The 23793-nt window shown below is 31.9% G+C and carries 23 protein-coding genes, 2 tRNA genes and 1 pseudogene; 17 read left to right on the plus strand and 9 right to left on the minus strand.

The features are described from left to right. Positions 1 to 342 precede the first annotated feature (342 nt). The 3 genes and pseudogenes from K6T82_RS16755 to K6T82_RS16765 all read left to right on the plus strand — a co-directional run bounded on the left by K6T82_RS16755 (position 343) and on the right by K6T82_RS16765 (position 2382). Complete coding sequence (locus K6T82_RS16755) at positions 343 to 906, plus strand: Crp/Fnr family transcriptional regulator (RefSeq protein ID WP_223707924.1); 564 nt, start codon at positions 343 to 345, stop codon at positions 904 to 906. A gap of 64 nt (positions 907 to 970) precedes the next feature. Further along, complete coding sequence (gene lpxA, locus K6T82_RS16760; RefSeq protein WP_223707927.1) at positions 971 to 1744, plus strand: acyl-ACP--UDP-N-acetylglucosamine O-acyltransferase; 774 nt, start codon at positions 971 to 973, stop codon at positions 1742 to 1744. A gap of 45 nt (positions 1745 to 1789) precedes the next feature. Next, positions 1790 to 2382, plus strand: a pseudogene (locus K6T82_RS16765) (YdeI/OmpD-associated family protein). A gap of 62 nt (positions 2383 to 2444) precedes the next feature. Here K6T82_RS16765 and K6T82_RS16770 read toward each other — a convergent pair. Beyond that, positions 2445 to 3335, minus strand: a complete 891-nt coding sequence (locus tag K6T82_RS16770) for a DMT family transporter (RefSeq protein ID WP_223707929.1) — start codon at positions 3333 to 3335, stop codon at positions 2445 to 2447. Between the two features lie 338 nt (positions 3336 to 3673). Between K6T82_RS16770 and K6T82_RS16775 the strand changes: the two genes are divergently transcribed. The 6 genes from K6T82_RS16775 (at position 3674) to K6T82_RS16800 (ending at position 9599) form a co-directional block, all read left to right on the plus strand. Further along, positions 3674 to 4771 carry an acyltransferase family protein gene (locus tag K6T82_RS16775; protein ID WP_223707931.1) on the plus strand — a complete coding sequence of 366 codons (1098 nt, stop codon included), beginning with the start codon at positions 3674 to 3676 and terminating at the stop codon, positions 4769 to 4771. Positions 4772 to 4952: 181 nt separating this feature from the next. Beyond that, a complete protein-coding gene (locus K6T82_RS16780) occupies positions 4953 to 6008 on the plus strand; it encodes a hypothetical protein (protein ID WP_223707940.1) in 1056 nt (351 codons plus the stop codon). A gap of 134 nt (positions 6009 to 6142) precedes the next feature. Continuing rightward, on the plus strand, positions 6143 to 7519 hold the full coding sequence (locus K6T82_RS16785; RefSeq protein WP_223707942.1) for a hypothetical protein: 1377 nt from the start codon (positions 6143 to 6145) through the stop codon (positions 7517 to 7519). A gap of 83 nt (positions 7520 to 7602) precedes the next feature. Beyond that, complete coding sequence (locus tag K6T82_RS16790) at positions 7603 to 7965, plus strand: MerR family transcriptional regulator (protein ID WP_223707945.1); 363 nt, start codon at positions 7603 to 7605, stop codon at positions 7963 to 7965. Positions 7966 to 8300: 335 nt separating this feature from the next. Next, on the plus strand, positions 8301 to 9008 hold the full coding sequence (locus tag K6T82_RS16795; protein WP_223707947.1) for a DUF6090 family protein: 708 nt from the start codon (positions 8301 to 8303) through the stop codon (positions 9006 to 9008). 219 nt (positions 9009 to 9227) lie between these two features. Then, complete coding sequence (locus tag K6T82_RS16800) at positions 9228 to 9599, plus strand: hypothetical protein (RefSeq protein WP_223707949.1); 372 nt, start codon at positions 9228 to 9230, stop codon at positions 9597 to 9599. 90 nt (positions 9600 to 9689) lie between these two features. Here the strand turns inward: K6T82_RS16800 and K6T82_RS16805 are convergent. The 3 genes from K6T82_RS16805 to K6T82_RS16815 all read right to left on the minus strand — a co-directional run bounded on the left by K6T82_RS16805 (position 9690) and on the right by K6T82_RS16815 (position 11398). Further along, positions 9690 to 9764 (minus strand) — tRNA-Val (locus K6T82_RS16805). A 153-nt stretch (positions 9765 to 9917) separates the two neighbouring features. Next, positions 9918 to 9992, minus strand: a tRNA-Val gene (locus tag K6T82_RS16810). Positions 9993 to 10171: 179 nt separating this feature from the next. Then, positions 10172 to 11398: a bifunctional folylpolyglutamate synthase/dihydrofolate synthase gene (locus tag K6T82_RS16815; protein ID WP_223707952.1), complete on the minus strand. Its 1227-nt coding sequence runs from the start codon at positions 11396 to 11398 to the stop codon at positions 10172 to 10174. 131 nt (positions 11399 to 11529) lie between these two features. On the opposite strand from K6T82_RS16815, the gene K6T82_RS16820 reads away from it, so the two are divergent. From K6T82_RS16820 to K6T82_RS16830, 3 genes are read left to right on the plus strand one after another with little or no spacing between them, the layout of a single operon-like run. After that, a complete protein-coding gene (locus tag K6T82_RS16820; protein ID WP_223707954.1) occupies positions 11530 to 12225 on the plus strand; it encodes a MotA/TolQ/ExbB proton channel family protein in 696 nt (231 codons plus the stop codon). Between the two features lie 3 nt (positions 12226 to 12228). After that, positions 12229 to 12624, plus strand: coding sequence for an ExbD/TolR family protein (locus tag K6T82_RS16825; protein WP_125723780.1), 396 nt, complete (start codon positions 12229 to 12231; stop codon positions 12622 to 12624). Positions 12625 to 12629: 5 nt separating this feature from the next. Continuing rightward, positions 12630 to 13280 (plus strand): DUF4844 domain-containing protein, encoded by a 651-nt coding sequence (locus K6T82_RS16830; RefSeq protein WP_223707956.1) that lies wholly within the window; start codon positions 12630 to 12632, stop codon positions 13278 to 13280. An 80-nt stretch (positions 13281 to 13360) separates the two neighbouring features. On the opposite strand, the gene K6T82_RS16835 is transcribed toward K6T82_RS16830, so the two are convergent. From K6T82_RS16835 to K6T82_RS16845, 3 genes are all read right to left on the minus strand, one after another. Next, entirely contained in the window at positions 13361 to 14260 is a 900-nt protein-coding gene (locus K6T82_RS16835) for an energy transducer TonB (protein ID WP_223707958.1), read from the minus strand. A gap of 502 nt (positions 14261 to 14762) precedes the next feature. Next, entirely contained in the window at positions 14763 to 15989 is a 1227-nt protein-coding gene (locus K6T82_RS16840; protein ID WP_223707960.1) for a Glu/Leu/Phe/Val dehydrogenase dimerization domain-containing protein, read from the minus strand. 142 nt (positions 15990 to 16131) lie between these two features. Continuing rightward, positions 16132 to 16707, minus strand: a complete 576-nt coding sequence (locus K6T82_RS16845; protein WP_223707962.1) for a chalcone isomerase family protein — start codon at positions 16705 to 16707, stop codon at positions 16132 to 16134. A 481-nt stretch (positions 16708 to 17188) separates the two neighbouring features. Here K6T82_RS16845 and K6T82_RS16850 point away from each other — a divergent pair, with 481 nt between their 5' ends. From K6T82_RS16850 to K6T82_RS16870, 5 genes are all read left to right on the plus strand, one after another. Continuing rightward, the gene (locus K6T82_RS16850; protein WP_223707964.1) at positions 17189 to 18331 is read left to right on the plus strand and encodes an acyl-CoA dehydrogenase; all 1143 of its coding nucleotides are present in this window, start codon (positions 17189 to 17191) and stop codon (positions 18329 to 18331) included. 136 nt (positions 18332 to 18467) lie between these two features. Beyond that, the gene (locus K6T82_RS16855) at positions 18468 to 19439 is read left to right on the plus strand and encodes a M28 family peptidase (RefSeq protein WP_223707966.1); all 972 of its coding nucleotides are present in this window, start codon (positions 18468 to 18470) and stop codon (positions 19437 to 19439) included. A 35-nt stretch (positions 19440 to 19474) separates the two neighbouring features. Further along, positions 19475 to 20152, plus strand: a complete 678-nt coding sequence (locus K6T82_RS16860; RefSeq protein WP_223707976.1) for an SDR family NAD(P)-dependent oxidoreductase — start codon at positions 19475 to 19477, stop codon at positions 20150 to 20152. A 40-nt stretch (positions 20153 to 20192) separates the two neighbouring features. Then, positions 20193 to 21470 carry a hypothetical protein gene (locus K6T82_RS16865; RefSeq protein ID WP_223707985.1) on the plus strand — a complete coding sequence of 426 codons (1278 nt, stop codon included), beginning with the start codon at positions 20193 to 20195 and terminating at the stop codon, positions 21468 to 21470. 45 nt (positions 21471 to 21515) lie between these two features. Beyond that, on the plus strand, positions 21516 to 22118 hold the full coding sequence (locus K6T82_RS16870; protein WP_223707987.1) for a SprT-like domain-containing protein: 603 nt from the start codon (positions 21516 to 21518) through the stop codon (positions 22116 to 22118). A gap of 104 nt (positions 22119 to 22222) precedes the next feature. Here the strand turns inward: K6T82_RS16870 and K6T82_RS16875 are convergent, their stop codons facing one another. After that, positions 22223 to 22984, minus strand: coding sequence for an ABC transporter ATP-binding protein (locus tag K6T82_RS16875; protein WP_223707989.1), 762 nt, complete (start codon positions 22982 to 22984; stop codon positions 22223 to 22225). Beyond that, the gene (locus K6T82_RS16880; protein WP_223707991.1) at positions 22984 to 23730 is read right to left on the minus strand and encodes an MlaE family ABC transporter permease; all 747 of its coding nucleotides are present in this window, start codon (positions 23728 to 23730) and stop codon (positions 22984 to 22986) included. Before K6T82_RS16880 ends, K6T82_RS16875 begins: the two co-directional genes overlap by 1 nt. Positions 23731 to 23793: the final 63 nt, after the last annotated feature.

Here is a 23793-nt window from a genome sequence, read left to right on the forward strand (position 1 = left end):
GAGAAGTTAAGCCCGCCTGCGCAGATGGTACTGCAGTTATGTGGGAGAGTATGTCGTCGCCTTTCTTTTGAAAAACCCTATCCAAATCGGATGGGGTTTTTTGTTTTTGGACCTTTTCTGTTTTTTCAGATGCAAACCCATCATAACACTTCTTTAATTTGATTGGCTTCGTTTAAAGAAGTTGTTTTTTATTCTGAGGCTCTTGCTTTTCTTTTTGCAAACAAGGCTTTAAAGCGCTTGAAATGTATCGTAAAACATAGATTGGGTTGTGGTTTGTTTGCTGGATTTAGTTTATGTCTTAATTAAGTTTTATTTTTGGTTCATTAAGAAATTAGAAAGTAAATGAAACAGCTAATTCAGATTATAAATGGTTTTCAAGAATTAGATTTGGAAACGGAACTTGCTATTAAGAAAAGCTTTGTTGAAGAGACTTTCAGGAAAGATGAATTTCTTATAGAAGAAAGAAAAATTTGCGATAAAATATATTTTATAAAATCTGGCGCAATTAGAAGATTTTGTATTGAAGATGGAGAAGAGGTTACAAAGTGGATTTACACCGATAACCAATTTGTAACTTCAATGAGTAGTTTTTTTGAACAGAAACCATCTTTTGAGAATTTTCAAACTTGTGAAGAAACAATTGTGTATTCTTTGTCTTATTCAGGCGAACAAAAGTTATTGGAATATCCAATATTTGTACAGTTTCATATCAAGCAACTTCGATATTATCTTTCTAAAATAAATGAGTTCAATCATTTATTTCGTTTAATGACTGCAGAGAAAAAATACCTATTCCTTTTAGAATCATTTCCTCAAATTATTAGAAAAGCTAAACTAAAACATATTGCCTCATTAATTGGTGTAACTCAAGAAACTTTAAGCAGGATTCGAGCATCAATTATTTGATATTAGGTCAATAAAAAGAATGTAAAGTTTTTCAATTTTTGCAGTTAATTAAAAAAAGTCAAAATTGAAAGATACTTTTATTCATAAGAATGCTGTTTTAGGTAATAACATTTTTGTAGGAAACAATGTTGCTATTGCCGAGGATGTCGTTATTGGTGATAATTCACAAATAGGAAATAATGTTACGATTTTAAGTGGAACAAGAATTGGTGAAAATTGCCAGATTCATTCAAATGCTGTTCTGGGTGGTGTGCCTCAAGATTTAAAATATAAAGGTGAATATGCTCTTCTAGAAATTGGAAATAATAATATAATCAGAGAGTTTGTCACTATTAACAAAGGAACAGTTTCTAAAGGGAAAACAGGTATTGGAAATTCTAATCTCATAATGTCAAATGCTCATATTGGGCATGATTGTATAATAGGAAATAATTCTATTATAGGATTTATTGTCGGAATGGCTGGCGAAGTAATTGTTGAAGATTGGGTAAACATAAGCGGGCTAACTGCTATACATCAGTTTTCGGTTATTGGAGAACATGCTATGATTAGTGGTTTAAGTCGAGTAGTTAAAGATGTTCCGCCTTATATAATTGCTGCTCATGAGCCTTTGCGATTTGCTGGAGTTAATACTGTCGGTTTAAAACGTAGAGGATTTACTTCTGATAAAATTGACGAGCTTCGATTAATCTATCGGGTTTTATTTCAGGAAAAAAGAAATACTAAATTTGCTTTAGAATTAATTGCCGAAAAATTCTCAGAAACTATAGAGCGCGATAAGATTCTAAATTTTGTCAAACAATCGAAAAGAGGAATTGTAAAAGGTTACGAGTATTAAGTCTCTAAATGCCTATATTTATAATAAAATTTAAATGAGTTTAATATGACAGCTTATAGCGCAAATTCTAAGGTTGATTTTTATTTTGAAAAGGCTGAAAAGTGGAAAGAAGAATTAGAGCAAATGCGTGAAATTGCTTTAGATTGCCAGTTGGTTGAAGATTAAAATGGGGAAGTCCGTGTTATACTTTTGACGGAGCAAACATTGTTTTGATTCATGCGTTTAAAGAATATTGTGCTTTTTTGTTCTTTAAAGGTGCTTTAATGAAAGATCCAGATAAAATATTAATTCAGCAGTCAGAAAATGTGCAGGCGGCACGACAAGTTCGATTTACAAATGTTCAAGATGTTTTGGGTATAAAAGAAATCCTGAAAAAATATATTTTTGAAGCGGCCGAAATTGAACAATCGGGTCAAAAACTAGAACTGAAAAAAGTTTCTGAATTTGAAATCGCAGCAGAACTTCAAAATAAATTTGATAGCGATTCTCATTTTAAAAAAGCATTTTATGGCTTAACACCCGGAAGACAGCGCGCTTATTTGCTTCATTTTTCTCAACCAAAACAATCTAAAACAAGAGAAGCAAGAATAGAAAAAAATATTCCGCGAATTTTGGATGGAAAAGGATTGAACGATTAAAATATTTTAGCGATAAAAAGAAAAACTCCTTTTATAGAAAAGGAGTTTTTTGTTTTGTGATATTAAGAAATTTGCTGTTCGAGCGTATTTTTCTTTCGGATAGAAATTATTGAGTGGAGTAAGACCGAAGTCATAACCAGGGTAATTCCGATATAAAAAGAAAAATTGACCGACTGTCCTTCATTAAAAAACAAAAAGGCTAATATTATAGAATATATTGGTTCTAAGTTGAATGTTAGATTTATGGTAAATGCTGGAATCTTTTTTAGTGATTCTGCAAACATTACATAAAGCGCAACGGTACAACAAGAAGCTAAAATTAATAGATAGAAAATGTCAGTAAGGTTTGGAATAAAAGTTTGGTCCGGAAAGTTGTAAAAATAGAATGGCAGAGCAAGTCCTAATACCAAAGTTCCTCCGAGCATTTGATAGAAGTTGATTAGTTTACTATCGTAAAATTGAACTAATCTTTCGTTGTAAATTGTATATAAAGCTGCAAATGCTGAAGAAATTACACCTAGTAAAATTCCAAGCTGATAAGAAGAATCAAAATGAAAAATGAGACTTATACCTAACAAAGTCAGCATACTTAATAAAACTTGAACGAGATTGAATCTTTTTTTATTGAGAAGAGGTTCAAAAAAAGCAGTAAAAAAACTCGTTAAGCAATAACATACAACTCCAATTGAGATGTTAGAATATTTAATGCTGGCATAAAAGAAGATCCAGTGAATGGTAATTAATACTCCGGCTTTAGAGATTTTTGCTATTTCAGAAAATGACTTTAGCATTTTAAGCTTGTATATTTTTAGAATAAAAAATAGAATAATAGAAGCAAATAAAACTCTGTACCAAACTAAGGTAATTTCGTTAAGAGAAATAAGTTTTCCGAAAACGCCAGTAAAACCAGCAAGTAAAACTGCAGTGTGCAGTATCAAATAAGATTTTTTCATATAAAGTTGTCTGTCCTTTTTTTGAAGGATATATTTTGAATTTTAATAATTGAATTGAGGTATCAACATAATAAATCGGACTGAGAATATTCAGTCAAGTTGTCAATACTAAAGACGTATTATTTAATTCAAGGAGGAGGAAGACAACCTTTTAAACTCATGATAAAATTTAGTTTTTGCAAACTTATAAAAAGGCTAGGAGTTGAAAAAGTTTAAAAAGTTATTTAAATGTGAAAATCGATACATTTTGTGGAAGAATGAAAGGAATCTGATTTTGATTTGAATATTTATTTATAGAAATTGCATCGTTACCAAATCGCCTAGTAAATAATATTATAATGAATACGAATCAATCGCCTACAGGAGTTCTTGAAACAAAACAACATTTTGAAATTTTAGACGGATTACGTGGTGTGGCAGCTTTTGCTGTCGTAATATTTCATTTTATGGAATGGATTTTTACAGATCCAAGTCAAAATTTTATTGGACACGGATTTCTAGCGGTCGATTTTTTCTTTTGTCTTTCTGGATTTGTAATTGGATATGCTTATGATGACCGTATTACAAAAATGGGGCTTCGAAAGTTTTTTATGGCAAGAATTATAAGATTACATCCTTTGGTCATTGCAGGATCGATTTTAGGATTATTGGCATTTTTATTCGATCCCTTTGGAGGTCATTTGGAATTATACAGCACAGGAAAAATTATTTTGACATTTATTTGTTCCTTATTTCTTATTCCGTTTCCAGTTATTGCCGACCGCGGATTTAATTTATTTAGTTTTAATGCACCGGCTTGGTCGCTGTTTTGGGAATACATTGCCAACATTGCCTATGCATTTGTACTTTGTAGAACTCGTAAAAACGTATTGATTGTTCTTACTTTACTTTCTGCTGGAGGAATCTGTTATGTAGGTTATAGTTCTGGAAATTTATTAGGAGGTTGGAGTGGTCCAACATTTTGGGATGGTTGTGCTAGAATATCGTATTCTTTTTTAGCAGGATTACTTATTTATCGTTCAAATTGGATAATTAAGAACAAACTTGGCTTTGGCGGATTAATTGTTTTGTTGCTTTTGGCTTTCATCATGCCATTTTCAGAATGGAATTGGATCTCAGAACCTTTGGTTGTATTGTTATATTTTCCGCTACTAATTTCTTTGGGAGCTGGAGCAGTCTTAAAGCCAGGGCTGAAAAAGGCATGTATTTTCTCTGGAAAAATATCTTATCCCTTATATATGACGCATTATGCGGTTTTATGGATGTTTGGTAATTATTTGACCAATTATAAGCCAGACACAATGCAACTGACTTTTGTTGTAATCACCTCTGTGGTTTTGCTTGTTGGTTTTGCTTATTTGGTCATGGTGGTTTATGATATTCCGTTAAGAAATTATTTGAACATCAAAAGAAAAGAAACATTGGCAAAGCAATAATTATAAACTCGAAATAATAAAAAAACTCTGTTAGAAATAATAGAATTTTTTTATTTGTTCAAATTGATCTCGATTTAGAACAAGAACGATTCAGTATAAATAAACGACAATTCAGTCAATAAGAATTGATTCTTTTGTGCGAGAAAAATACTTTTACATCAAAATAAATATAACCAGAACTATGAAGAAAATTTTAAAAATCGCCAAAATTACATTTATTGCCCTTTTTGCTATTGTTTTAGTTTTTATTGCTTATTTATACATTAGTAGTAAAATATTTTTAGAATCTAAAAACGAATCTAATGTTAGTTATTTGTCAAAGAATAATGTTCAAGTTTCGGGTTCAATAGATGAAAAATTGTTTGATGCCGATTTTTATAAATCACAAGTTTTCTTGTTGGGAGAAATTCATGGTTACGCAGATAATCAAACTATAGATAAAGAAATGCTTTTCTTTTTGAATAAGAAAGCAGGAGTGAAATACTATATTGCAGAAATGGATAGCTTGGTAGCTAAAAGATTAAATTCCTTTTTGCTTGGAAAACAAAAAAATGAGACAGCTTTAAAAGAAGTTGTCGAAACTATCAAGCAGAGAATTCCGCAGCAATCTAGCCAAGAATTATTTGATAAATGGAATTCAGTTTATGATTACAATCAAAACTTGGCAGATTCTTTAAAGATTACAGTTATCGGAGTTGATAAAAACTTTGATGATGAATCTAAAGGTTCGAGAGATGTTGCAATGGTTGCTAACTTTAAAAATGCTATCAATAAAATGAATATTGAAAACGAAAAGTTTTACGGACTTTTTGGATTTTTTCATGCTCTTCAAAAGAAAACAGAATCTGGGAGAGAAACTTTTGCACAAGGATTAAAAGAATCTGGAACTAAAGTTACAAGTTTTGTGAGTTACACGATTGACAGTGAAATGTATCTTCCTAAAAATCCTCAATTTCCAACTCCAGAAGATGAAAAAGTGGATTGGCTAAATGCAGACGGACCATTAATGCTGGTAAAAGGAATTAATGATTTGAAAGAAGTGAGCAAACCAAATGCGATTACGCTTTTTAAACTTGGTGCTAAGAATTCACCATATTTGAAATCGCAAAACTTAGTGACCGTAAAATCTAGAGCTTTTGGTGAAAACATTGTTCCTTTGAAAGATGCCTCGGCAAATGATTATTTCCAATACGTATTTTTATTAAGAAATTCTAAGGCGCTAACAAAATTGAAATAGTTTTGTAAATGAAAAATAGAAAAACCTTCAATATTTATTTTTGGAGATTTTTTGTTTTTCTCAAAGTTAATAAGGTTCTTCTTGTGTGAAAACATAGTAAATTAGCTTCTTAATCTTACAAAATATAAAAGAACTTGAAAATTAATAGTGTACTTAAGTATTTGTTTCTCTTTTTAACTGTTCATGCATTTGCGCAAAATCCATCTTTTAAAATTAAATATTCTGAGCAATTGGCGGTTTTTGTTTTCTTAGAAAATTTATCTGATTATTATCCAGATAATGTTTTTAAGACAGAATTTCAAAAATCAAAATACAATGTTGAAAAGTACAAAAGTTTGATTTCAAAATTTGATCAATTGTCTATTTCGTATAGTTTTCGGTTTGAAGATTTTCCGTATGGTTCAAAGAAAACCATGCAGACTCAGGATATGCTGAAAAAGAATTTGATTGAAACAGATCATTTAAATGATTTCAAGCTTCGGTCTGTCGGAATGATTTCTAATAAAACTTTAAGTGATTTGGGAGAATGCATTTCAGAATTTACCCCAATTTATAACGAGCTGATTTACAATCCGAACAAAGAACAATTTGAAAAACAGCTAAATGAGATTATCAAATATTCTCATGAGCATCACATTGAAGATTACTTTAAAACAGGATTAATATTTTATGATTCTAGTTGGGATAATTCAATTCCGTTTGAAGCGGCTTTTTATCCGTTGCCTAATTCGAAAGGATTTACGGCTTCTGCATTTTGCAATAATTTTGTTAGCGCCATTCAAACCGATTTAAAATCGCATAAAGATTTGTTTAGTGTAATGATGCACGAAACCTATCATATTGTATACGACGAACAATCTCTTGAAGTTAAAAAAGCAATTGATACTTATTTTAAAGAAAACAAGTCGAAGTGCAGTAACTACGCTTATCAGCTTATGAATGAGGTTTTGGCTACCGTTTTGGGAAATGGTTATGTTTACGAAAAATTGGATGGCAAAATTGATGAAGGCGAGTGGTATAATAATAAATATATCAATTTGATGGCAAAAAAGATTTATCCATTAACCAAAGAGTATATTGAAAAGAATAAGCCGATTGATAAGAATTTTATAGACCAGTACATTCAGCTTTATGAAACCAATTTTCCAGATTGGATTAATGAATTGAATAATATAATGACGTATCGCTATGTGATTACGGAAAATGGAAAAGATTTCAATACAATAAATAAGGTGTTTCGCTATCGTTCGAGAACGGAGTACGAAGATCAAATTACAGAAAGCAGTATCGAAAAAATACAGAATACACCGTTGACCAAAGTGGTAATTATTTCAAAAGAGAGCAAAGAAAAAATAAAGCTCTTAAAAGAGAGGTTTAAAGAATTGAAAAATTGGAAGACAAATCCAGATAAAGAATTTGCAGAGAAAATTTTTCTAGACGATAAAAGCCAGTTGATAATTATAAACCAGAAGGAATCTGATTTGGAAACGTTAATTAAGTTGGTAAAGTAAAGTAAAAAAAATTCGTATATTTGCAACAATAAAGTATTTACTATGCTCTATACTTTGTTGTTTTTTTAATAAAAATAAGAATTATGCTTATAAACGAACTATCAAAAAAAACAGGACTGTCAATTCATACTATTAGATACTATGAAAATTTAGGAATGATAAAAGGATTGACTGATGAAAATGTAAAATCTAACAATTACAAGCATTACGACGGTAATACTATCGAACGTTTAGAAATTATTATGGAGGCAAGAGAAGTTGGTTTTTCTTTGGCAGAAATAAAAAAAATATTGACCAGTTGGTTTGAAAGTACGGAATCCAAACCAGAAACATTGGAACTTTTTCAAGCCAAAATAAAAGAGATTGATAATAAAATGAGATATTTTAAGCAGACTAAGAATCTTCTTGAGAAAATATGTGATAAAATACAAAATGATGATTTGTAGTGAATTATAGATTGTTGAAAATGAAAATCTATAGAAAACTCCTTAAGGAATTAAGGAGTTTTTTTTATGCCTTTATAGAATGAAAGTAAAGAATATAGTTATAAGGTTTAAAAAAAAATAAAACGGGAATGTTATTTTTTTGTGTAGAATATAAGAAAATAATAGAAGGTTGTACAAATAGTCCTATATTCGCTTTTAGATCTAAAGCTGGGTTCTAGAGAAAAAATCAGTTGTGTTTATTTAGATAATAGATTGGTTTTAGGATTCATTTGATTAGATAATGTACAGAATAAAAAAACAAATAATAACCAAAATTCAAATTAGAAAACTAAATTATGCAAGAAGAAATAACCAAACATTCAACCAAAATTTATAAAGCTGTGAAAAAATCAGAACACACATTGGGTGAGAAAGTAAAAGAAATCATTATAGAAATATGTATAATCGTTTTTGCTGTGACGCTTTCAATATCGCTACATGGTTGGAGTGAGCATAAACATCAGCAAAAAGAAGTGGATGCATTTCTTGCTAATTTAAAGAATGATTTGAAGAGTGATGTAGAAAGTATTGGTACTGAAGTAGGAGCATACCAAAAGACAAATTTGGAATATGAAAAAATTTTAGGATTAACGACTTCTCAATTAGACAGTATTTATAAGTCTAAAAATAAAGTAAATTTTCCGATTCATTCACATGGACAATCATTGCATATTGGTAATTATGAGGGTTTTAAATCAAGTGGTAAACTGGGTTACATTGAAAATGAAGAATTGAAACAGAAAATCTTAAACTATTACCAGATATTTGTGCCAGCAGCTAACGAAGTTGATAAATTGTACAACGATTTTCTGTTTAAGTGTTTTGATAAAGAAATAGAAAATGCAGATAAGCCAGAAAAAGAATTGTATTCAGATCCAAAGTACAAAAAGACACTAGCCTATCTTGTTAAACTAGGTAAGAATAATATAAGAGTTTATAACGAAAACACTAAACCGCTCGCAGTTGAACTTATTAAGGAAATTGAAAAAGAGTTGGGTAAATAAAAAATACTATTAACCTGAATGTAGAATTTTAAAAAAAAAAACTCTTTAAGAAATTAAGGAGTTTTTTGTTACTCGATATTTTGTGAAGGTTTCAATTTATGAGAGTATGCTTGGGTAAAAATATCTTTCAACTTAAATTAATTATGCTTAATGAAAAGAGTGACTCTTTTAATAATTCCTTTATTTCTTCAGAGCTGTTTTTGTCCTAAAAAACATCAAATGGAATTTGATACTATTGATAAAACCATCAGAGTTATTTCTAAGGGGTATTATATAGAGAATATAAAGATTGTGGAATATATTCCGAAAGAAGGATATATCGAATTGATTGATTCAAATTATATTGAAATCAATAAAAGTGGAAAAATTATAAACGATAAAATTGAATTGCTAAACAGTAATAAGAATTATAAAATTACTGGAAAGCCAATAAGTGAAATTTTGTCAAAAAGAAACATTGCCTTTTACATTTGGATTGTGAATCCGAAACTTAAAAAGAATGACACTAATTATGGTGCACTTGCTGAATTTATTATCGATAGTACAAGTAAGAAAAGTATTGTTTTTGAATCAAATGGTGGTTGTAAATAGGAATTATAAAGTTTGATTTTTAGAATTATAATTTTTCACGGTGAATATAAAGCATAAAAAAACTCCTTAATTTCTTAAGGAGTTTTTTTGTGGGCGATGAGGGGTTCGAACCCCCGACCCCCTCGGTGTAAACGAGGTGCTCTGAACCAGCTGAGCTAATCGCCCTATTTTACTAGGTTGCTATCATTTCTGATTGCGAACGCAAATATACGTTTGTTTTTGAGTTCTGCAAAGAATTTTTAACTTTTATGAGTTTTAATATTCTTTATAGCCTTCATATTTAAAAGAAAACTCCTTAATTTCTTAAGGAGTTTTTTGTGGGCGATGAGGGGTTCGAACCCCCGACCCCCTCGGTGTAAACGAGGTGCTCTGAACCAGCTGAGCTAATCGCCCTATTTTACTAGGTTGTTATCATTTCGTGATTGCGAGTGCAAATATACGCTAGTTTTCGATTTCTGCAAAGAAAAATGAATAAAAAATAAAACTTTTTAGAAAATAACTTATATCTATTTGTTTATGAATTTGTTATTAAAAGGATTTTTTTAAGTTTTTTTCTAAATCAAAAGTATATTTTAGTCCAAAGGCAATTCGGCAACGACAAAAGTGCTACCGCCAGCGTAAATAAAATCATTTTCTGAAGCATTTTTCTTTGCTTCCGCGAAAGCGATTTCCACAGAATCGTATTTTTCTCCTTTTAAATCGAAAGTTACGGCTGCATTTTTTAGAGTTTCGGCAGGAAGACCTCTCGACGAATTCGGACTGCAGAAATAATATTGTGCTTCTTTAGGAAATAATGGCAAAATAGAATCCAGATCTTTGTCATTTACAACACCCAAAACAATATGAAGATTATCGAATTTTTCATTTTTCAACTGATTCATCACAACCGATAATCCGTGTTTGTTATGTGCCGTGTCGCATATAATTTTTGGGTTTTCTCCCAATTGTTGCCATCTTCCTTGTAAACCCGTATTTTTTACAACATGCAACAAACCTTCTTTCAATTGCTCAATCGAAACTTTAAAATCGGTTTCATTATTTAAGATTGAAATTGTCTGTTGAACCGTTTTTTTATTGTGAAACTGATAATCTCCAATTAAATCAGATAGATAAATCTGATCAATTAAATCGGATGCAAAAGAAATCGGTGCGTTGTTTTCTTCGGCTTTAGCCAAAAAAACCGGTTTCGTTTCATCATTATATTCACCAATAACAACTGGAACATTTTGTTTAATAATACCAGCTTTTTCGCCTGCAATGGCTTCCAATGTATTTCCTAAAAACTGAGTGTGGTCTAAACCAATATTGGTAATTACCGAAACCAGTGGCGTAATAATATTTGTTGCGTCTAGTCTTCCGCCTAAACCAACTTCGATAATAAAAATATCTACTTTTTCAGAAGCAAAATAATCAAAAGCCAAACCAACCGACATTTCGAAGAAACTCATATCATTGGCTTCAAAAAACGATTTGTGTTTTGCTATAAAATCGATGACAAATTCTTCTGAGATTTCCTTTCCGTCGATTTTAATTCTTTCTCTAAAATCTTTCAGATGCGGCGAAGTGTATAAGCCTACTTTGTAACCCGCTTCTTGTAGCACCGAAGAAAGCATATGCGAAGTAGAACCTTTTCCGTTTGTTCCCGCAACGTGAATGCATTTCAGCTCATTTTGCGGATTGTCAAGATGAGCAGCCAATATTCTAATATTCGTTAAATCTTCTTTGTACGCAGATGCACCTTGCAATTGGTACATTGGAAGCTGATTAAACATCCAATTGGTGGTCTCTTGATAGTTCATTTATTTTATATAAAATGGTTGTTGATTGAAATAAATTTCGATTTTTGTAGTTTAATATTACAGCGAAAATTATCTTTATTGCAAATTTCAAATATTTTTTAGAATTAATTATTAAAAACCAGAATTAATATATGTTTAGTTTTATTCAATTACAAACAGATACAATCGCAAATGCTTCAAATGTAGTGGTCGAAAAGATTGCGGCACCGCAAAATGAAATTTCAATGTTTGGCTTCATCATGAAAGGGGGAGTTTTTTTAATTCCGATCGCGATTTTATTGTTTTACACTATTTACCTGATTTTCGAACGTTATATGTACATCAGCCGAGCGTCAAAAATTGACGGTAGATTAATGCAAGATATTGGAGATAAATTACATTCTGGAAATATTGAATTGGCTAGAACAATTGTAGAAAGAAATAATACTGCAGCTGGAAATATTTTAAAGGAAGGCGTTTTGGTAATTGGAAGACCAATTGCCGAAATTGAATCTAATATGGATCGCGCAGCCGACATTGAGATTGGTGAAATGGAAAGACATTTAGGACATCTTGGACTTATTGCCGGTATTGCGCCAACCTTAGGTTTCATCGGAACAATTTCTGGGGTAATTAAAATTTTCTATAGCATTTCGGTTACAGAAAATATTAGTATTGGAAACATCTCAGGAGGTTTGTATGAAAAAATGATCAGTTCTGGATCTGGATTAATTGTGGGAATTATTGCTTATAGCGCTTACCACTTATTGAACGGGAAGATTGATAATTTTGCTTTAAAAATTCAGAAACAGATTTTAGAATTTGTCAATATAATTCAAAGAGCATAAGTTATGTCTATTAAAAGAAAAAGAAGATTTCACGCCGAAGTAGCGACTTCATCTTTGAGTGACATTATGTTTTTCCTGTTGTTGTTTTTCTTAATTATTTCAACACTGGCAAATCCAAATGTAATTAAGATGACGTTGCCAAAAGCTAAAGCGAATGAAAAAACCAATAAACAGTTAATCAGTTTATCGGTTACAGAAGATAAGAAGTTCTACATCGACAAAGAACAGGTTGATTTTGAAAACCTGGAAACAAGTTTAATGTCAAAAATAGGAACAGATAAAGAACAAACTGTAGTCGTGCGAATTCCGTTTAATCTGCAAGTACAAGATCTAGTAGATGTTTTGCAAATAGGAGTGAAGAACAACTTAAAATTTGTAATTGCTACAAGTCCGAAATAGATTTAATGATTAATAAAGAAAGACTAAATTACTTATTAGAGAAAAAGAAATTTGCTGATTCAGAATGGGAAAAGAGAGGTTTAAATCCTTCAGATAATGAATTGTGCGAATTAATGGAATCTAAATTTAATGAATGTTTGCATTCTCTGATTTTGTTGATAGAAAATAATGCTTTTCAAAGTAAACTGAAATTAGAATTAAAAAGATCTTTAAAGAGTTTTGATAAATCTATTTTTGATACTGAAGAAAGAGAATTTATCTGTGATTATTTTGATGAAATAGCTAAAATCATTGAAACAGATTTTAAAAATGAATTGAATAAGTGGCTTTATGGTTCATTGTTAAATTCTTTTATTAAACTATCAAGTTTTATAAAAGGTAAGGAAAAAGTTGTTGATATTTTATCGCAAGAATGCACCAAATGCCATGCAAGTTTAGAAACCTTTATTTTACAAAAAGAAGAGGGAATTCCAGATTCTGATTTTTTTATTGTTAGATGTAAATCCTGCAGGGAGTTTAATTTAATTGATATAGGTTCAAATATCAAACAATTAAGATTTGGTGAATACGAATTAGAAGAACAACTTTCCAGAAATCAATATGATTTAGATGGAGCAAAAATAAGGTTAAAACAATTGCAGTTTTTTAGAAAATAAAATAATAAAAAAGGCTTTCAGATTTCTGAAAGCCTTTTTTATATAAACAGATTTTAGTGTAAATCCGTGAAATTCGTGTTTTAATCCAAACTGAAATTATAAATAATTTTCCCAACTTGTTTGGCAGGAGCATCACTATCAGATTCCCATTTGGTATTCATTGCAGCAATTCTCGCTTGATCCAGTAAGCATTTTGCAGTATTTGTAGTTCCTTTTATTCCAGGTGTTGCGCTTATTGTTTTCCCGTTTTGGTCAACGCTTACTTCAACCACTACTTTTCCTTCTTCATTACAAGTGTATTTTGGTGCAGGTTTAGAAAGCGCTTTTCTGTTTCCTAAAGAATATCCAGATCCACCGCCAGAACCACCGCCGCTTCCGGCTCCGTAACCGCTTCCAGTTCCAATTCCATTTCCGGTTCCGTTACCGCCTCCAGTTCCTCCACCTGAACCTCCAGATCCGTAATATCCGTTTGAGTTCAAACTTCCGCCAGCTTTTCCTTTGTTTCCAGCAACTTTATCGTCTCCGTCTCCTCCTTTGTTAGAACCTTTCATAATGCTAGCTAAAGCATCGTTTGTAGAGTTTGAAACTTTCGGCTTTTCAGGAACAGGTTTTGTTTCTGGTTTTACAGGAGTTGGTTTCTTTGGTTTTTCTTTTGTTGGAATAACTACGTCATTTTCTGCCGTTGTGTTTTCCTGAGTAATAACCGCATCGTCTGGATCTGCTTTTGCTGGAGCAGTTTTCGCATTGTTTTTTACTTCCAGAACTTCACTTTTATAATTAGCTCCTCTTCCTAAATCGCTATCTCCAAAGTTTACCGTTACGCCTCCGCCACCACTGCCACCATCAGCTAATGCAACGTTGTTTTCTGGATTATAAGGAGGCCAAAAACGTATAAAAAACAGCAATGCAATGATCACCACATATATTGCAGTAGTAATTAATAAAGATTTCTTTTTGTCTGAAGAAATAGTGAAACTCATTGAATTCTGAATTTTGAAATGTATTATTTTAAAAACGTTTAAAAGTAGTAAAAATTGTTTAGAATGAAAGTGCTGCGGGTAATTTAACCGCAAAGTTCGCTAAGGTTTACGCAAAGAAACGCAAAGTTTTTTTTGAGCAAATCTTCGATTGAAGTCCGCAAAGTAATCTGTACAAAGCTTTGCGAACTTAATATATAGATCTAGCTTGCGCTTTAATAAAAATAACTTAGCGTGCTTTGCGGTAAAAAAGCTTGGAATGGTAACGCTAAGTTCGCAAAGATTTACGCAAGGTTCGCAAAAAGTTTTGTTTTTAAATCTCGCAAAGTCACAAAGTCACAAAGTCACAAAGTCACAAAGTTTTTCTTTTTTAAGTTTCTTTGCGACTTCGCGACTTTGCGAGAAATAAACCAGCGTTCTTTGCGTAAATCTTTGCGTGCTTTGTGGTTAAAAAAAAAACGAGCCAACAATAATGTGGCTCGTTTAGATTGAAATATAAATAAATTTACACCAACTGTTTCAAAGCAATTTCAAAAGCAGTTGCGCTAATATTTGTTTTTGATGCGCTTAAAGCGTGAGCTTTTACAATAGCATTTTTAATTGTTTCTGATGTATCATTAAAAATAGCCTCGTCTGTCATTTGCACTTTTTTCTCCATGAAGTAAGCAAAAACTCTCGCCATTCCGCAGTTTGAAATAAAGTCAGGAATCAAACTTACTTTTTGGTCTACTTGTTCCATGATAGAACCAAAGAAAATTTCTTTGTCAGCAAAAGGAACATTCGCACCGCATGAAATTACTTCCAATCCGTTTGCGATTAAGTTGTCAATTTGAGCCTGAGTTACCAATCGTGAAGCTGCACAAGGAGTGAAGATTTCAGCACCAATTATCCAAATTTTAGAATTGATTTCCTCAAACGGAATCATATTATCGGCAACTAATTTGTTTCCGTCTTTATTTAAAAATAACGTTTTAATTTCCTCAAAAGAAAAACCTTCTTCTTTAATTAATCCGCCATCGCGATCAATGATTCCGATAACTTTTGCGCCCATTTCAGCCAAATAAAAAGCTGCGGCAGAACCTACGTTTCCAAAACCTTGAACGATTGCTTTTTTACCTTTTATTTCTCCGCCATAAGTCGCGTAAAAATGACGAACAGCTTCAGCAACGCCAAAACCAGTAATCATGTCGGCAACGGTATATTTTCTGGTTACGTCTGGTGAAAATTTAGGATTCTCAATTACTTTAATTACACCTTGACGTAATTGTCCAATTCTATTGATTTTATCTGCTTCTGTAGGTTTGAAATGTCCATTGAAAACACCTTCTTGAGGATGCCAAACGCCACATTCTTCTGTCATTGGAATAACTTCGTGAATCTCATCAACATTCAAATCTCCTCCAGTTCCGTAGTAGCTTTTTAATAACGGAGAAACCGCTTTGTACCAACGCTGTAAAACACCTTTTTTGCGAGGATCGTTCGGATCAAAATTTATTCCAGATTTAGCACCACCGATTGCAGGTCCAGAAACTGAGAATTTAACTTCCATTGTTTTTGCCAAAGATAAAACTTCGTTCATGTCTAGGCCTTTTCTCATTCTAGTTCCTCCACCAGCAGCTCCTCCGCGAAGTGAATTAATTACTGTCCACCCTTCGGCTTCTGTTTCTGAATCTTTCCAATTGAAAACAATTTCAGGTGCCTTGTTTTCAAATTGTTGTAATAAATCTTTCATTTTGTTGAGATATGTTTATTTTGCGTAAATGTATAAAATAGAATAATGCGAATAATGTATTTTGCATCAAATTTATAAAACAAAAAAGAAAAGCCGAAAACTATTCCGTTTTCGGCTTTGAGATTATTCAAAAAATTAAGACTTATTGTCCTAATAAGTGTTTTCTAAGTGTTTCGTCAACTGGTTTGTCAGAAAGCCAGATTCCGAATAATGCTTTTTTGAAATCAAATCCTGGAATTTTTCCTTTTAGAACTTCATTTTTAGAAACATAAACATTTTGATCTAAAGGATTGTAGGCTAAGATAAAAACGTCTTTTTCTGTAATCGCATCACTTAAAAAGCTTTTCAACTGCTCAATTCTTGGACGTAATTGTTCTAATTGTGGTCCGGCAGATTTTTCGAAACCGGTGTTCATGGCTTTCGTTAGTTTATTAGAAGAAACCATCGAAGAAGTAATTTCTATTCGAATAGCCATTTCGGTCTCACTGTCAATGATGAATTGAGGATCTTGACTTAGTTGAGATAAATACAATGCTTGCACGTAAACTTCCATCCACATTTTTGATCGTCCACCTGCGCCATTAAGTTGTAATTGTTTGCCTTGAAATTCTATTTTTCTAGGCACACTTACACCATTAACTTCGATCTGAGTTTGTGCCGAAACGGTCGAAAATTGTATGCTTAAAAGGAGTGTAAGGAATAGTAAAATCTTTTTCATGTTCTGTCAATTATTTATTTTTTGGGTAAAAATAATGTTAATTTATCAATATTTAAGTGTTGTTTTGAATGTTTTTTTTTGAAAAAATTTATGTTTAATTTTTGTATTACATTAAAAATCAAATTAGTAAGACTAGTTTTACGTACTTTTACGTGTTTTAAGAATTGTTTAACTGTTGGTCCTTAAAAATTAGTCAAATTTTCGTGATTTTCGTTACATCATAACATTTTCAGATTTTAGAAATTTCTTGCATAATTAGAGTTGATTCGCTTTAAAACATAAATAATTACGAAAACGTTATCGTAATCATTGCTGATCTATTAATTTTGTATGCATGCATTGTAAATTACACTTTTAAAAAGTATCTTTGGAAGCCTTTGCTTTGAAAAATCGGCACCGAAAAAAACAAGAAAAACATAAAAAACCATCAACTAAATTGATTTTTGAAATTGGGTTGAAAAAACATTTAAAGTATACTACTATGGATTTTAATCTTACCGAAGAACATTTAATGATTCAACAGGCAGCAAGAGATTTTGCTCAAAATGAATTATTGCCTGGAGTTATTGAACGTGACGAAAAACAAATCTTTCCGACAGAGCAAGTCAAAAAAATGGGCGAACTTGGATTTATGGGAATGATGGTAGATCCGAAATATGGAGGAAGTGGCCTTGATGCCATTTCGTATGTTATTGCAATGGAAGAAATTTCTAAAGTAGATGCATCTGCTTCTGTAGTTATGTCTGTAAATAATTCTTTAGTTTGTTGGGGATTGCAGGAATATGGAACAGAAGAACAAAAACAAAAATATTTGCCAGGTTTGGCATCTGGAGAAATTCACGGAGCATTTTGCTTAAGTGAGCCAGAGGCAGGAAGTGATGCAACTTCTCAGAAAACTACAGCGATTGATATGGGAGATCATTATTTGGTTAATGGTACCAAAAACTGGATTACAAACGGAAATACTGCTTCTGTATATTTAGTAATTGCACAAACACATCCAGAATTAAAGCATAAAGGAATCAATGCTTTGATTATGACGAAAGATATGCCAGGTTTCTCAGTTGGTCCAAAAGAGCAAAAAATGGGGATTCGTGGTTCTGATACTCATTCATTAATGTTTTCTGACGTAAAAGTTCCAAAAGAAAACAGAATTGGAGAAGATGGTTTCGGATTCAAGTTTGCAATGAAAACACTAGCAGGAGGTAGAATCGGAATTGCTTCTCAGGCTTTAGGAATTGCTTCTGGAGCGTATGAATTGGCTTTAAAATATTCTAAAGAGCGTAAAGCGTTTGGAACTGAAATTTGCAATCATCAGGCAATTGCTTTTAAATTGGCAGATATGGCTGTAAATATTGAAGCAGCGCGTCATTTATGTATGAAAGCGGCTTGGGATAAAGATCAGCACAAAAATTATGATGTGAGTGGGGCAATGGCAAAATTATTCGCTTCGCAAGTTGCAATGGATACTTCGGTAGAAGCCGTTCAAATTCATGGAGGAAACGGATATGTAAAAGAATATCATGTAGAACGTTTAATGCGTGATGCAAAAATCACTCAAATTTACGAAGGAACTTCTGAAATTCAGAAAATCGTAATTTCAAGAGCCGTTATTGCTGGATAAAATTAGGTTATCAATAGATTTGAAACCCTTTCGGCTTTTAGTTTGGAAGGGTTTTTTTATGAATATTCTATTACTTTTCATAAGTTTATACCTTTAAGAGATTTTTATTCTCATTTCATTACTAAAATCAATCATTATGAAAAAACTGTACTTTCTAATTCCCGTTGTTTTCTTAGCTTGTAAATCGAGTACTTCTAGTTTACCAGTAAAAGATTCAAGCTCAAAGCCAATTGAAATAACTTATAAAGTAAATGAAACTGAGATTTCCAATTTCTTAAAAACACTTTCATCAGATGAAATGGAAGGCCGCGAAACAGGTACAAAAGGAATAGAAAAGGCAGCTGTTTTTTTGGAAGATTTTCTAAAGAAAAACAACATCAAACCTTATTTCAAAACCTATCGTGACACCTTAACAAATTTCAAAACACCAGCTTTTAATATTGTAGGAGTGATAGAAGGAACAGATCCTGAATTGAAAAAAGAGTTTGTAGTGCTAAGTGCGCATTATGATCATATCGGAATTGAAAAGAAGGATCAAGCAGATAAAATTAATAATGGTGCAAATGATGATGCTTCGGGAGTAACTTCTGTCGCGGCAATGGCTAAATATTTTAGTGAAACTAAAGCAAACAAGCGCAGTATCTTAATTGTATTTTTTGCTGGAGAAGAAAAAGGTTTGTTGGGTTCAAAAAGTTTAGTTCAGAAATTGAAAGACCAAAATTTTAATCTTTATACACAGCTTAATATCGAAATGATTGGAGTACCCATGAAAAGAGATTATCTAGCTTACATTACTGGTTTTGATAAATCGAATATGGCATCTAAAATAAATGAATACACAGGAAAAAACACAATCGGATTTTTGCCTAAAGAAGCAGAATATCAATTGTTTTACAGATCAGATAATTATTCGTTTTACGATGTTTTCAAAAAACCGTGTCAATCAATAAGTACATTTGACTTTGAAAATTTTGATTTTTATCACCATGTTTCAGACGAATTTAAATTAATGGATATTCCGCATATTACAGCATTTACTCAAGAATTGCTGCCTGCTGTAACCAAAATTGCAGTTTCGCCAACACAGGAAATTACCATGAATAAATAAGAGGTCTTTTTACCGCATTTGATTATTTTTGTTGCATGAAAAATATTATCGTTACAGGAACAAGCAGAGGAATAGGTTATGAATTAGCTTTGAAATTTGCTGAAGCCGGCCATCAGGTTTTGGCTATTTCCAGAAAAATTCCACAAACATTATTACAACATCAAAACATTACTTGTCTTTCAATTGATTTGGCATATGAAAATGCTTTACAAGAAGTAGATCAGTTTATTTCTTCTACCTGGAAAAAAGTAGATGCTGTTGTGCATAATGCTGGTGCATTACTTTTGAAACCTTTTGCAGAAACCACCCAAGCAGATTTTGAAAGTATTTATAAAGTGAATGTTTTTGCTGTTGCTAACCTAACCCGTATTTGTATTCCGTATTTGGAAAAAGGAAGCCATGTTGTGACAATCAGTTCGATTGGAGGAGTTCGCGGAAGTTTGAAATTTGCAGGATTGGCAGCTTATAGTTCCAGTAAAGGAGCAGTAATTACATTGACAGAATTATTGGCCGAAGAATACAAGGAAAAAGGGGTATCATTTAATGTTTTGGCATTAGGTTCAGTTCAGACCGAAATGCTGAATGAAGCTTTCCCAGGATATCAGGCACCAATTTCTGCTGAAGGAATGGCAACCTATATTTATGATTTTACTCTTAATGGAAATAAATATTTTAACGGAAAAGTATTAGAGGTCTCATCGACCAATCCATAATACAGCTACTATTTCAAACCCAAATCAATAACCTAAATTTATGAAAAGAAAAATTACTCTTCTCTTAGTTGCTTTATTTTTTGTTTCCTTTAGTGTGAAGATTACTGCCCAATCTTATAAATCTGAGGTGGTAAGTTTTTACAATTACATGTATCCAGAAAACTATCTACCTACAGGATACCATAGTTATAGTGTAAAATTGCATCTCTCTCCTGATTTAATTGTGGTATTTGTTGATGGTGAAAAAAAAGGTACCCGTCCGCCATTAGCTTTTAATGCGCTTTTTACAGAAAAAGATTTAATGAGATCTATTGTAGGTACAGATACAGAACCAGATGTGAAAGGATATCATATTCCGACCATAATAGAATTGGGCTACACCACTAGAGATGCAGAATCTAAAGATCATTTTATTATAGATATATCGATAAAGAATGTTGCTTACACGGCAACTATCACCGAAACTAAAAATGTAGATCCGCCTTTTTCTTATCAGATATTTTATAGATATGATGCAGTCTATAAAATTATAAATAGTGCTACAAAAGAAGTTGTGATGGAAAAATCTTTTAATATTAAAGAGCCAACAACTATATTGGGCGGTTTTGAAGGGTACAAAGTTGGAGGAAAAACTCGAGCTGAAGTAGCAAGTTATTTAACCGTGAATATTGATAGAGATTTGCTTTTTAATCAAGTAGTTAAAAATCTTCAAAGCAACTTGAGATCAAGATTGGTTTCTTGGATTGATGTCGCTTATTATCAAGAAGGTTATTATTTTTCAAGAATTTCGAAAGAAGATAAAAATCCAATATTTGCCAAGTTGAATCAAAATGTTGATGTTATTGAAAAATGGGCAAAAGGAAAGGAAGAGCCTGTTTTGGATGACGCTCTGATTGCTGCAAATACCGAATTTATCGAAAAAAATAATTTAGTTATTAAAGACGAATCAAAACTTTTTCAGGATGAAGTACGTTTAAAGAATTATCAGAACGTTCTAAAAAAGAAAAAAGTCCTTACCGATTTTATCTTAAAAATGGATCAATACAGCAAAGAGTTGGATCAAAAAGATAAAGGACAAAAAGTGGCTTTGTGGGCTTGTTACGTTAATATGGCTTCTAGTTTTGAACTTTTGAATAATTCGAAAAGTAGTTTAGAATATATTCAAAAAGCCTATGATTTAAAATATCAAGAAGGCAAGGTGAGAAACATTGAAGAAGAAGTAAAAGCAAGAGAAGCAAAAAGGAATGTCTTTTTTGATGCCAATGGTGAGATTAAAAAAGATGTAAATGAGAGATATTTTAAATATTTAACTTTATAAAAATATATTTAGAAGTATTTTTGGTTTCCATAAAATAACATCATCTTGAGCGATACATTAGCTAAATACATTCCAGAGCATGCGGTAAAACCCGTTTTTGATTTGATAGTGACCAATCAGGTTCATCTGAAAATTGTAAACGAACGTCAGACGCGTCATGGTGATTACAGGCGTGGGCCAAGTGGAAAACACGAAATCACAGTCAACGCCAGTTTGAATAAATATCGTTTCTTGATTACATTAATTCATGAAATTGCTCATTTGGTTGCTTTCGAGAAGTTCGGAAGAAACATCAAACCACATGGAAATGAATGGAAATATACTTTTCAGCGTTTGATGGTACCTTTTATAAGACCGGAAATATTTCCAGGGCAGATTTTGCCTTTGTTGGCAAGACATTTTAAGAATCCGTCTGCAAGTAGTGATACAGATACTACTTTGTCTTTGGCTTTAAAACAATATGATAAGGATAATGATAAAAGTTATGTTTTTGAAATTCCGTATGGAAGTATTTTCAGAATCAAAAACGGAAAAGTATTCAAGAAACTGGCCGTTCGAACCAAACGTTTTGAATGCATAGAAATAAGCTCAGGAAAAACGTATCTTTTCAATCCAAATGCAGAAGTGGAATTGATAAATGTTCAATAGAAAAAAAACAAATTCCAATACTTGGAAAAACCAATAAAAAAATCCCAAATTCCAAGTTTTACAATTGGAATTTGGGATTTTAAATATTTTGGAATTTAAAAGTTTTAGCCTTTCAAATAAGCTTCTCTTACTTTCTTAAACAGGTTAGAAGAATAAACGAATTTCACAATATCTTTGTTTTCCGTTCTAAAGATTTCCTCTTTATTTCCCTGCCATGCTTTGATTCCTTTTTTTAGAAAAACAATATTCTCACCAATTTCCATAACAGAGTTCATGTCATGCGTATTAATTACGGTTGTAATATTGTATTCTTTTGTAATTTCCTGAATCAAATTGTCAATCAGAGTAGAAGTGTTTGGATCAAGACCTGAGTTTGGTTCATCACAAAACAAATACTTCGGATTGTTTACAATTGCACGTGCGATCGCTACACGTTTCTGCATACCTCCTGAGATTTCCGAAGGGAGTTTTTTATGTGCTTCAACCAAGTTTACTCTTTCTAAAACAAAATCAACACGTTCTTTGATTTGTGCCTTTGTATTATTAGTAAACATTCTCAATGGAAAAGCTACATTTTCTTCAACCGTCATCGAATCAAACAATGCACTTCCCTGAAATACCATTCCGATTTCGGTTCTCAGTTCACGTTTCTCATCTTTATCCAAATCAGAATAAACTCTTCCATCAAATTCAATTGATCCTGAATCGGGTGTGTGAATTCCTAAAAGTGTTTTTAATAAAACTGTTTTTCCAGATCCACTTTGCCCTATGATTAAATTGGTTTTTCCAGTTTCAAAAACCGTCGAAACACCTTTTAAAACTTTACTATCACCAAATGATTTTTCTATGTTTTTTACTTCTATCATTATCCTAATAATAATTGAGTTAATATATAATTAAAAAGAATGATACAAACTGATGTCCATACAAATGAGACTGTACTTGCTTTACCAACTTCTAGTGCTCCACCTTTCATGTAATATCCGTGAAAAGAAGGAATTGTTGCCAATAACATCGCAAAAATTAAAGTTTTGATGAATGCGTACGTAATGTGAAAAGGAATAAATTCCATTTGGGCTCCAGCAATAAAATCCTGACTAGTTGAAAATCCGCCATAAGCAGAAGCAAGCCATCCTCCAAAAATACCCAAAAACATACTAATGCAAATTACAAAAGGATACATTAGTAAAGCTATAATTTTAGGGAAAACAAGATAGTTTAGTGAATTAACTCCCATAACTTCCAAAGCGTCGATTTGTTCCGTAACACGCATTGTACCGATACTTGAAGTAATGTAAGATCCCATTTTTCCGGCCATAATTACCGAAATAAAAGTAGGGGCAAACTCCAAAATTACAGATTGACGTGTAGCAAAACCAATTAAATATTTTGGGATTAAAGGATTTGTTAAGTTTAAAGCTGTTTGAATCGCCACAACTCCTCCGATAAAGAATGAGATGAAGCAAACAATTCCAAGAGAGTCGATAATAAGATCATCGATTTCTTTTAGGATTAGGCTTTTCATAACAGGCCATTTAGTCTGTTTGTTGAAAATTTCCTTCAGCATTAAAAAATATCTCCCGATTTGGGATAAATAACGAATTAGCATCATAATTTTTAAATATTGGCTAAATTAAGGATTAGTTTACAGTTTATCGTTTCGCTTTAAAGTTTT

It is taken from the genome of Flavobacterium potami (genome assembly GCF_020026915.1).
Taxonomy (GTDB): domain Bacteria; phylum Bacteroidota; class Bacteroidia; order Flavobacteriales; family Flavobacteriaceae; genus Flavobacterium; species Flavobacterium potami.

What these genes read in the sequence shown, in the direction of transcription:
- K6T82_RS16755 (WP_223707924.1), top strand. Translation starts at nt 343, where the DNA reads ATGAAACAGCTAATTCAGATTATAAATGGTTTTCAAGAATTAGATTTG.
- K6T82_RS16770 (WP_223707929.1), bottom strand. Translation starts at nt 3,335, where the DNA reads ATGAAAAAATCTTATTTGATACTGCACACTGCAGTTTTACTTGCTGGT.
- K6T82_RS16775 (WP_223707931.1), top strand. Translation starts at nt 3,674, where the DNA reads ATGAATACGAATCAATCGCCTACAGGAGTTCTTGAAACAAAACAACAT.
- K6T82_RS16780 (WP_223707940.1), top strand. Translation starts at nt 4,953, where the DNA reads ATGAAGAAAATTTTAAAAATCGCCAAAATTACATTTATTGCCCTTTTT.
- K6T82_RS16790 (WP_223707945.1), top strand. Translation starts at nt 7,603, where the DNA reads ATGCTTATAAACGAACTATCAAAAAAAACAGGACTGTCAATTCATACT.
- K6T82_RS16795 (WP_223707947.1), top strand. Translation starts at nt 8,301, where the DNA reads ATGCAAGAAGAAATAACCAAACATTCAACCAAAATTTATAAAGCTGTG.
- K6T82_RS16800 (WP_223707949.1), top strand. Translation starts at nt 9,228, where the DNA reads ATGGAATTTGATACTATTGATAAAACCATCAGAGTTATTTCTAAGGGG.
- K6T82_RS16815 (WP_223707952.1), bottom strand. Translation starts at nt 11,398, where the DNA reads ATGAACTATCAAGAGACCACCAATTGGATGTTTAATCAGCTTCCAATG.
- K6T82_RS16820 (WP_223707954.1), top strand. Translation starts at nt 11,530, where the DNA reads ATGTTTAGTTTTATTCAATTACAAACAGATACAATCGCAAATGCTTCA.
- K6T82_RS16825 (WP_125723780.1), top strand. Translation starts at nt 12,229, where the DNA reads ATGTCTATTAAAAGAAAAAGAAGATTTCACGCCGAAGTAGCGACTTCA.
- K6T82_RS16830 (WP_223707956.1), top strand. Translation starts at nt 12,630, where the DNA reads ATGATTAATAAAGAAAGACTAAATTACTTATTAGAGAAAAAGAAATTT.
- K6T82_RS16835 (WP_223707958.1), bottom strand. Translation starts at nt 14,260, where the DNA reads ATGAGTTTCACTATTTCTTCAGACAAAAAGAAATCTTTATTAATTACT.
- K6T82_RS16840 (WP_223707960.1), bottom strand. Translation starts at nt 15,989, where the DNA reads ATGAAAGATTTATTACAACAATTTGAAAACAAGGCACCTGAAATTGTT.
- K6T82_RS16845 (WP_223707962.1), bottom strand. Translation starts at nt 16,707, where the DNA reads ATGAAAAAGATTTTACTATTCCTTACACTCCTTTTAAGCATACAATTT.
- K6T82_RS16850 (WP_223707964.1), top strand. Translation starts at nt 17,189, where the DNA reads ATGGATTTTAATCTTACCGAAGAACATTTAATGATTCAACAGGCAGCA.
- K6T82_RS16855 (WP_223707966.1), top strand. Translation starts at nt 18,468, where the DNA reads ATGAAAAAACTGTACTTTCTAATTCCCGTTGTTTTCTTAGCTTGTAAA.
- K6T82_RS16860 (WP_223707976.1), top strand. Translation starts at nt 19,475, where the DNA reads ATGAAAAATATTATCGTTACAGGAACAAGCAGAGGAATAGGTTATGAA.
- K6T82_RS16865 (WP_223707985.1), top strand. Translation starts at nt 20,193, where the DNA reads ATGAAAAGAAAAATTACTCTTCTCTTAGTTGCTTTATTTTTTGTTTCC.
- K6T82_RS16875 (WP_223707989.1), bottom strand. Translation starts at nt 22,984, where the DNA reads ATGATAGAAGTAAAAAACATAGAAAAATCATTTGGTGATAGTAAAGTT.
- K6T82_RS16880 (WP_223707991.1), bottom strand. Translation starts at nt 23,730, where the DNA reads ATGATGCTAATTCGTTATTTATCCCAAATCGGGAGATATTTTTTAATG.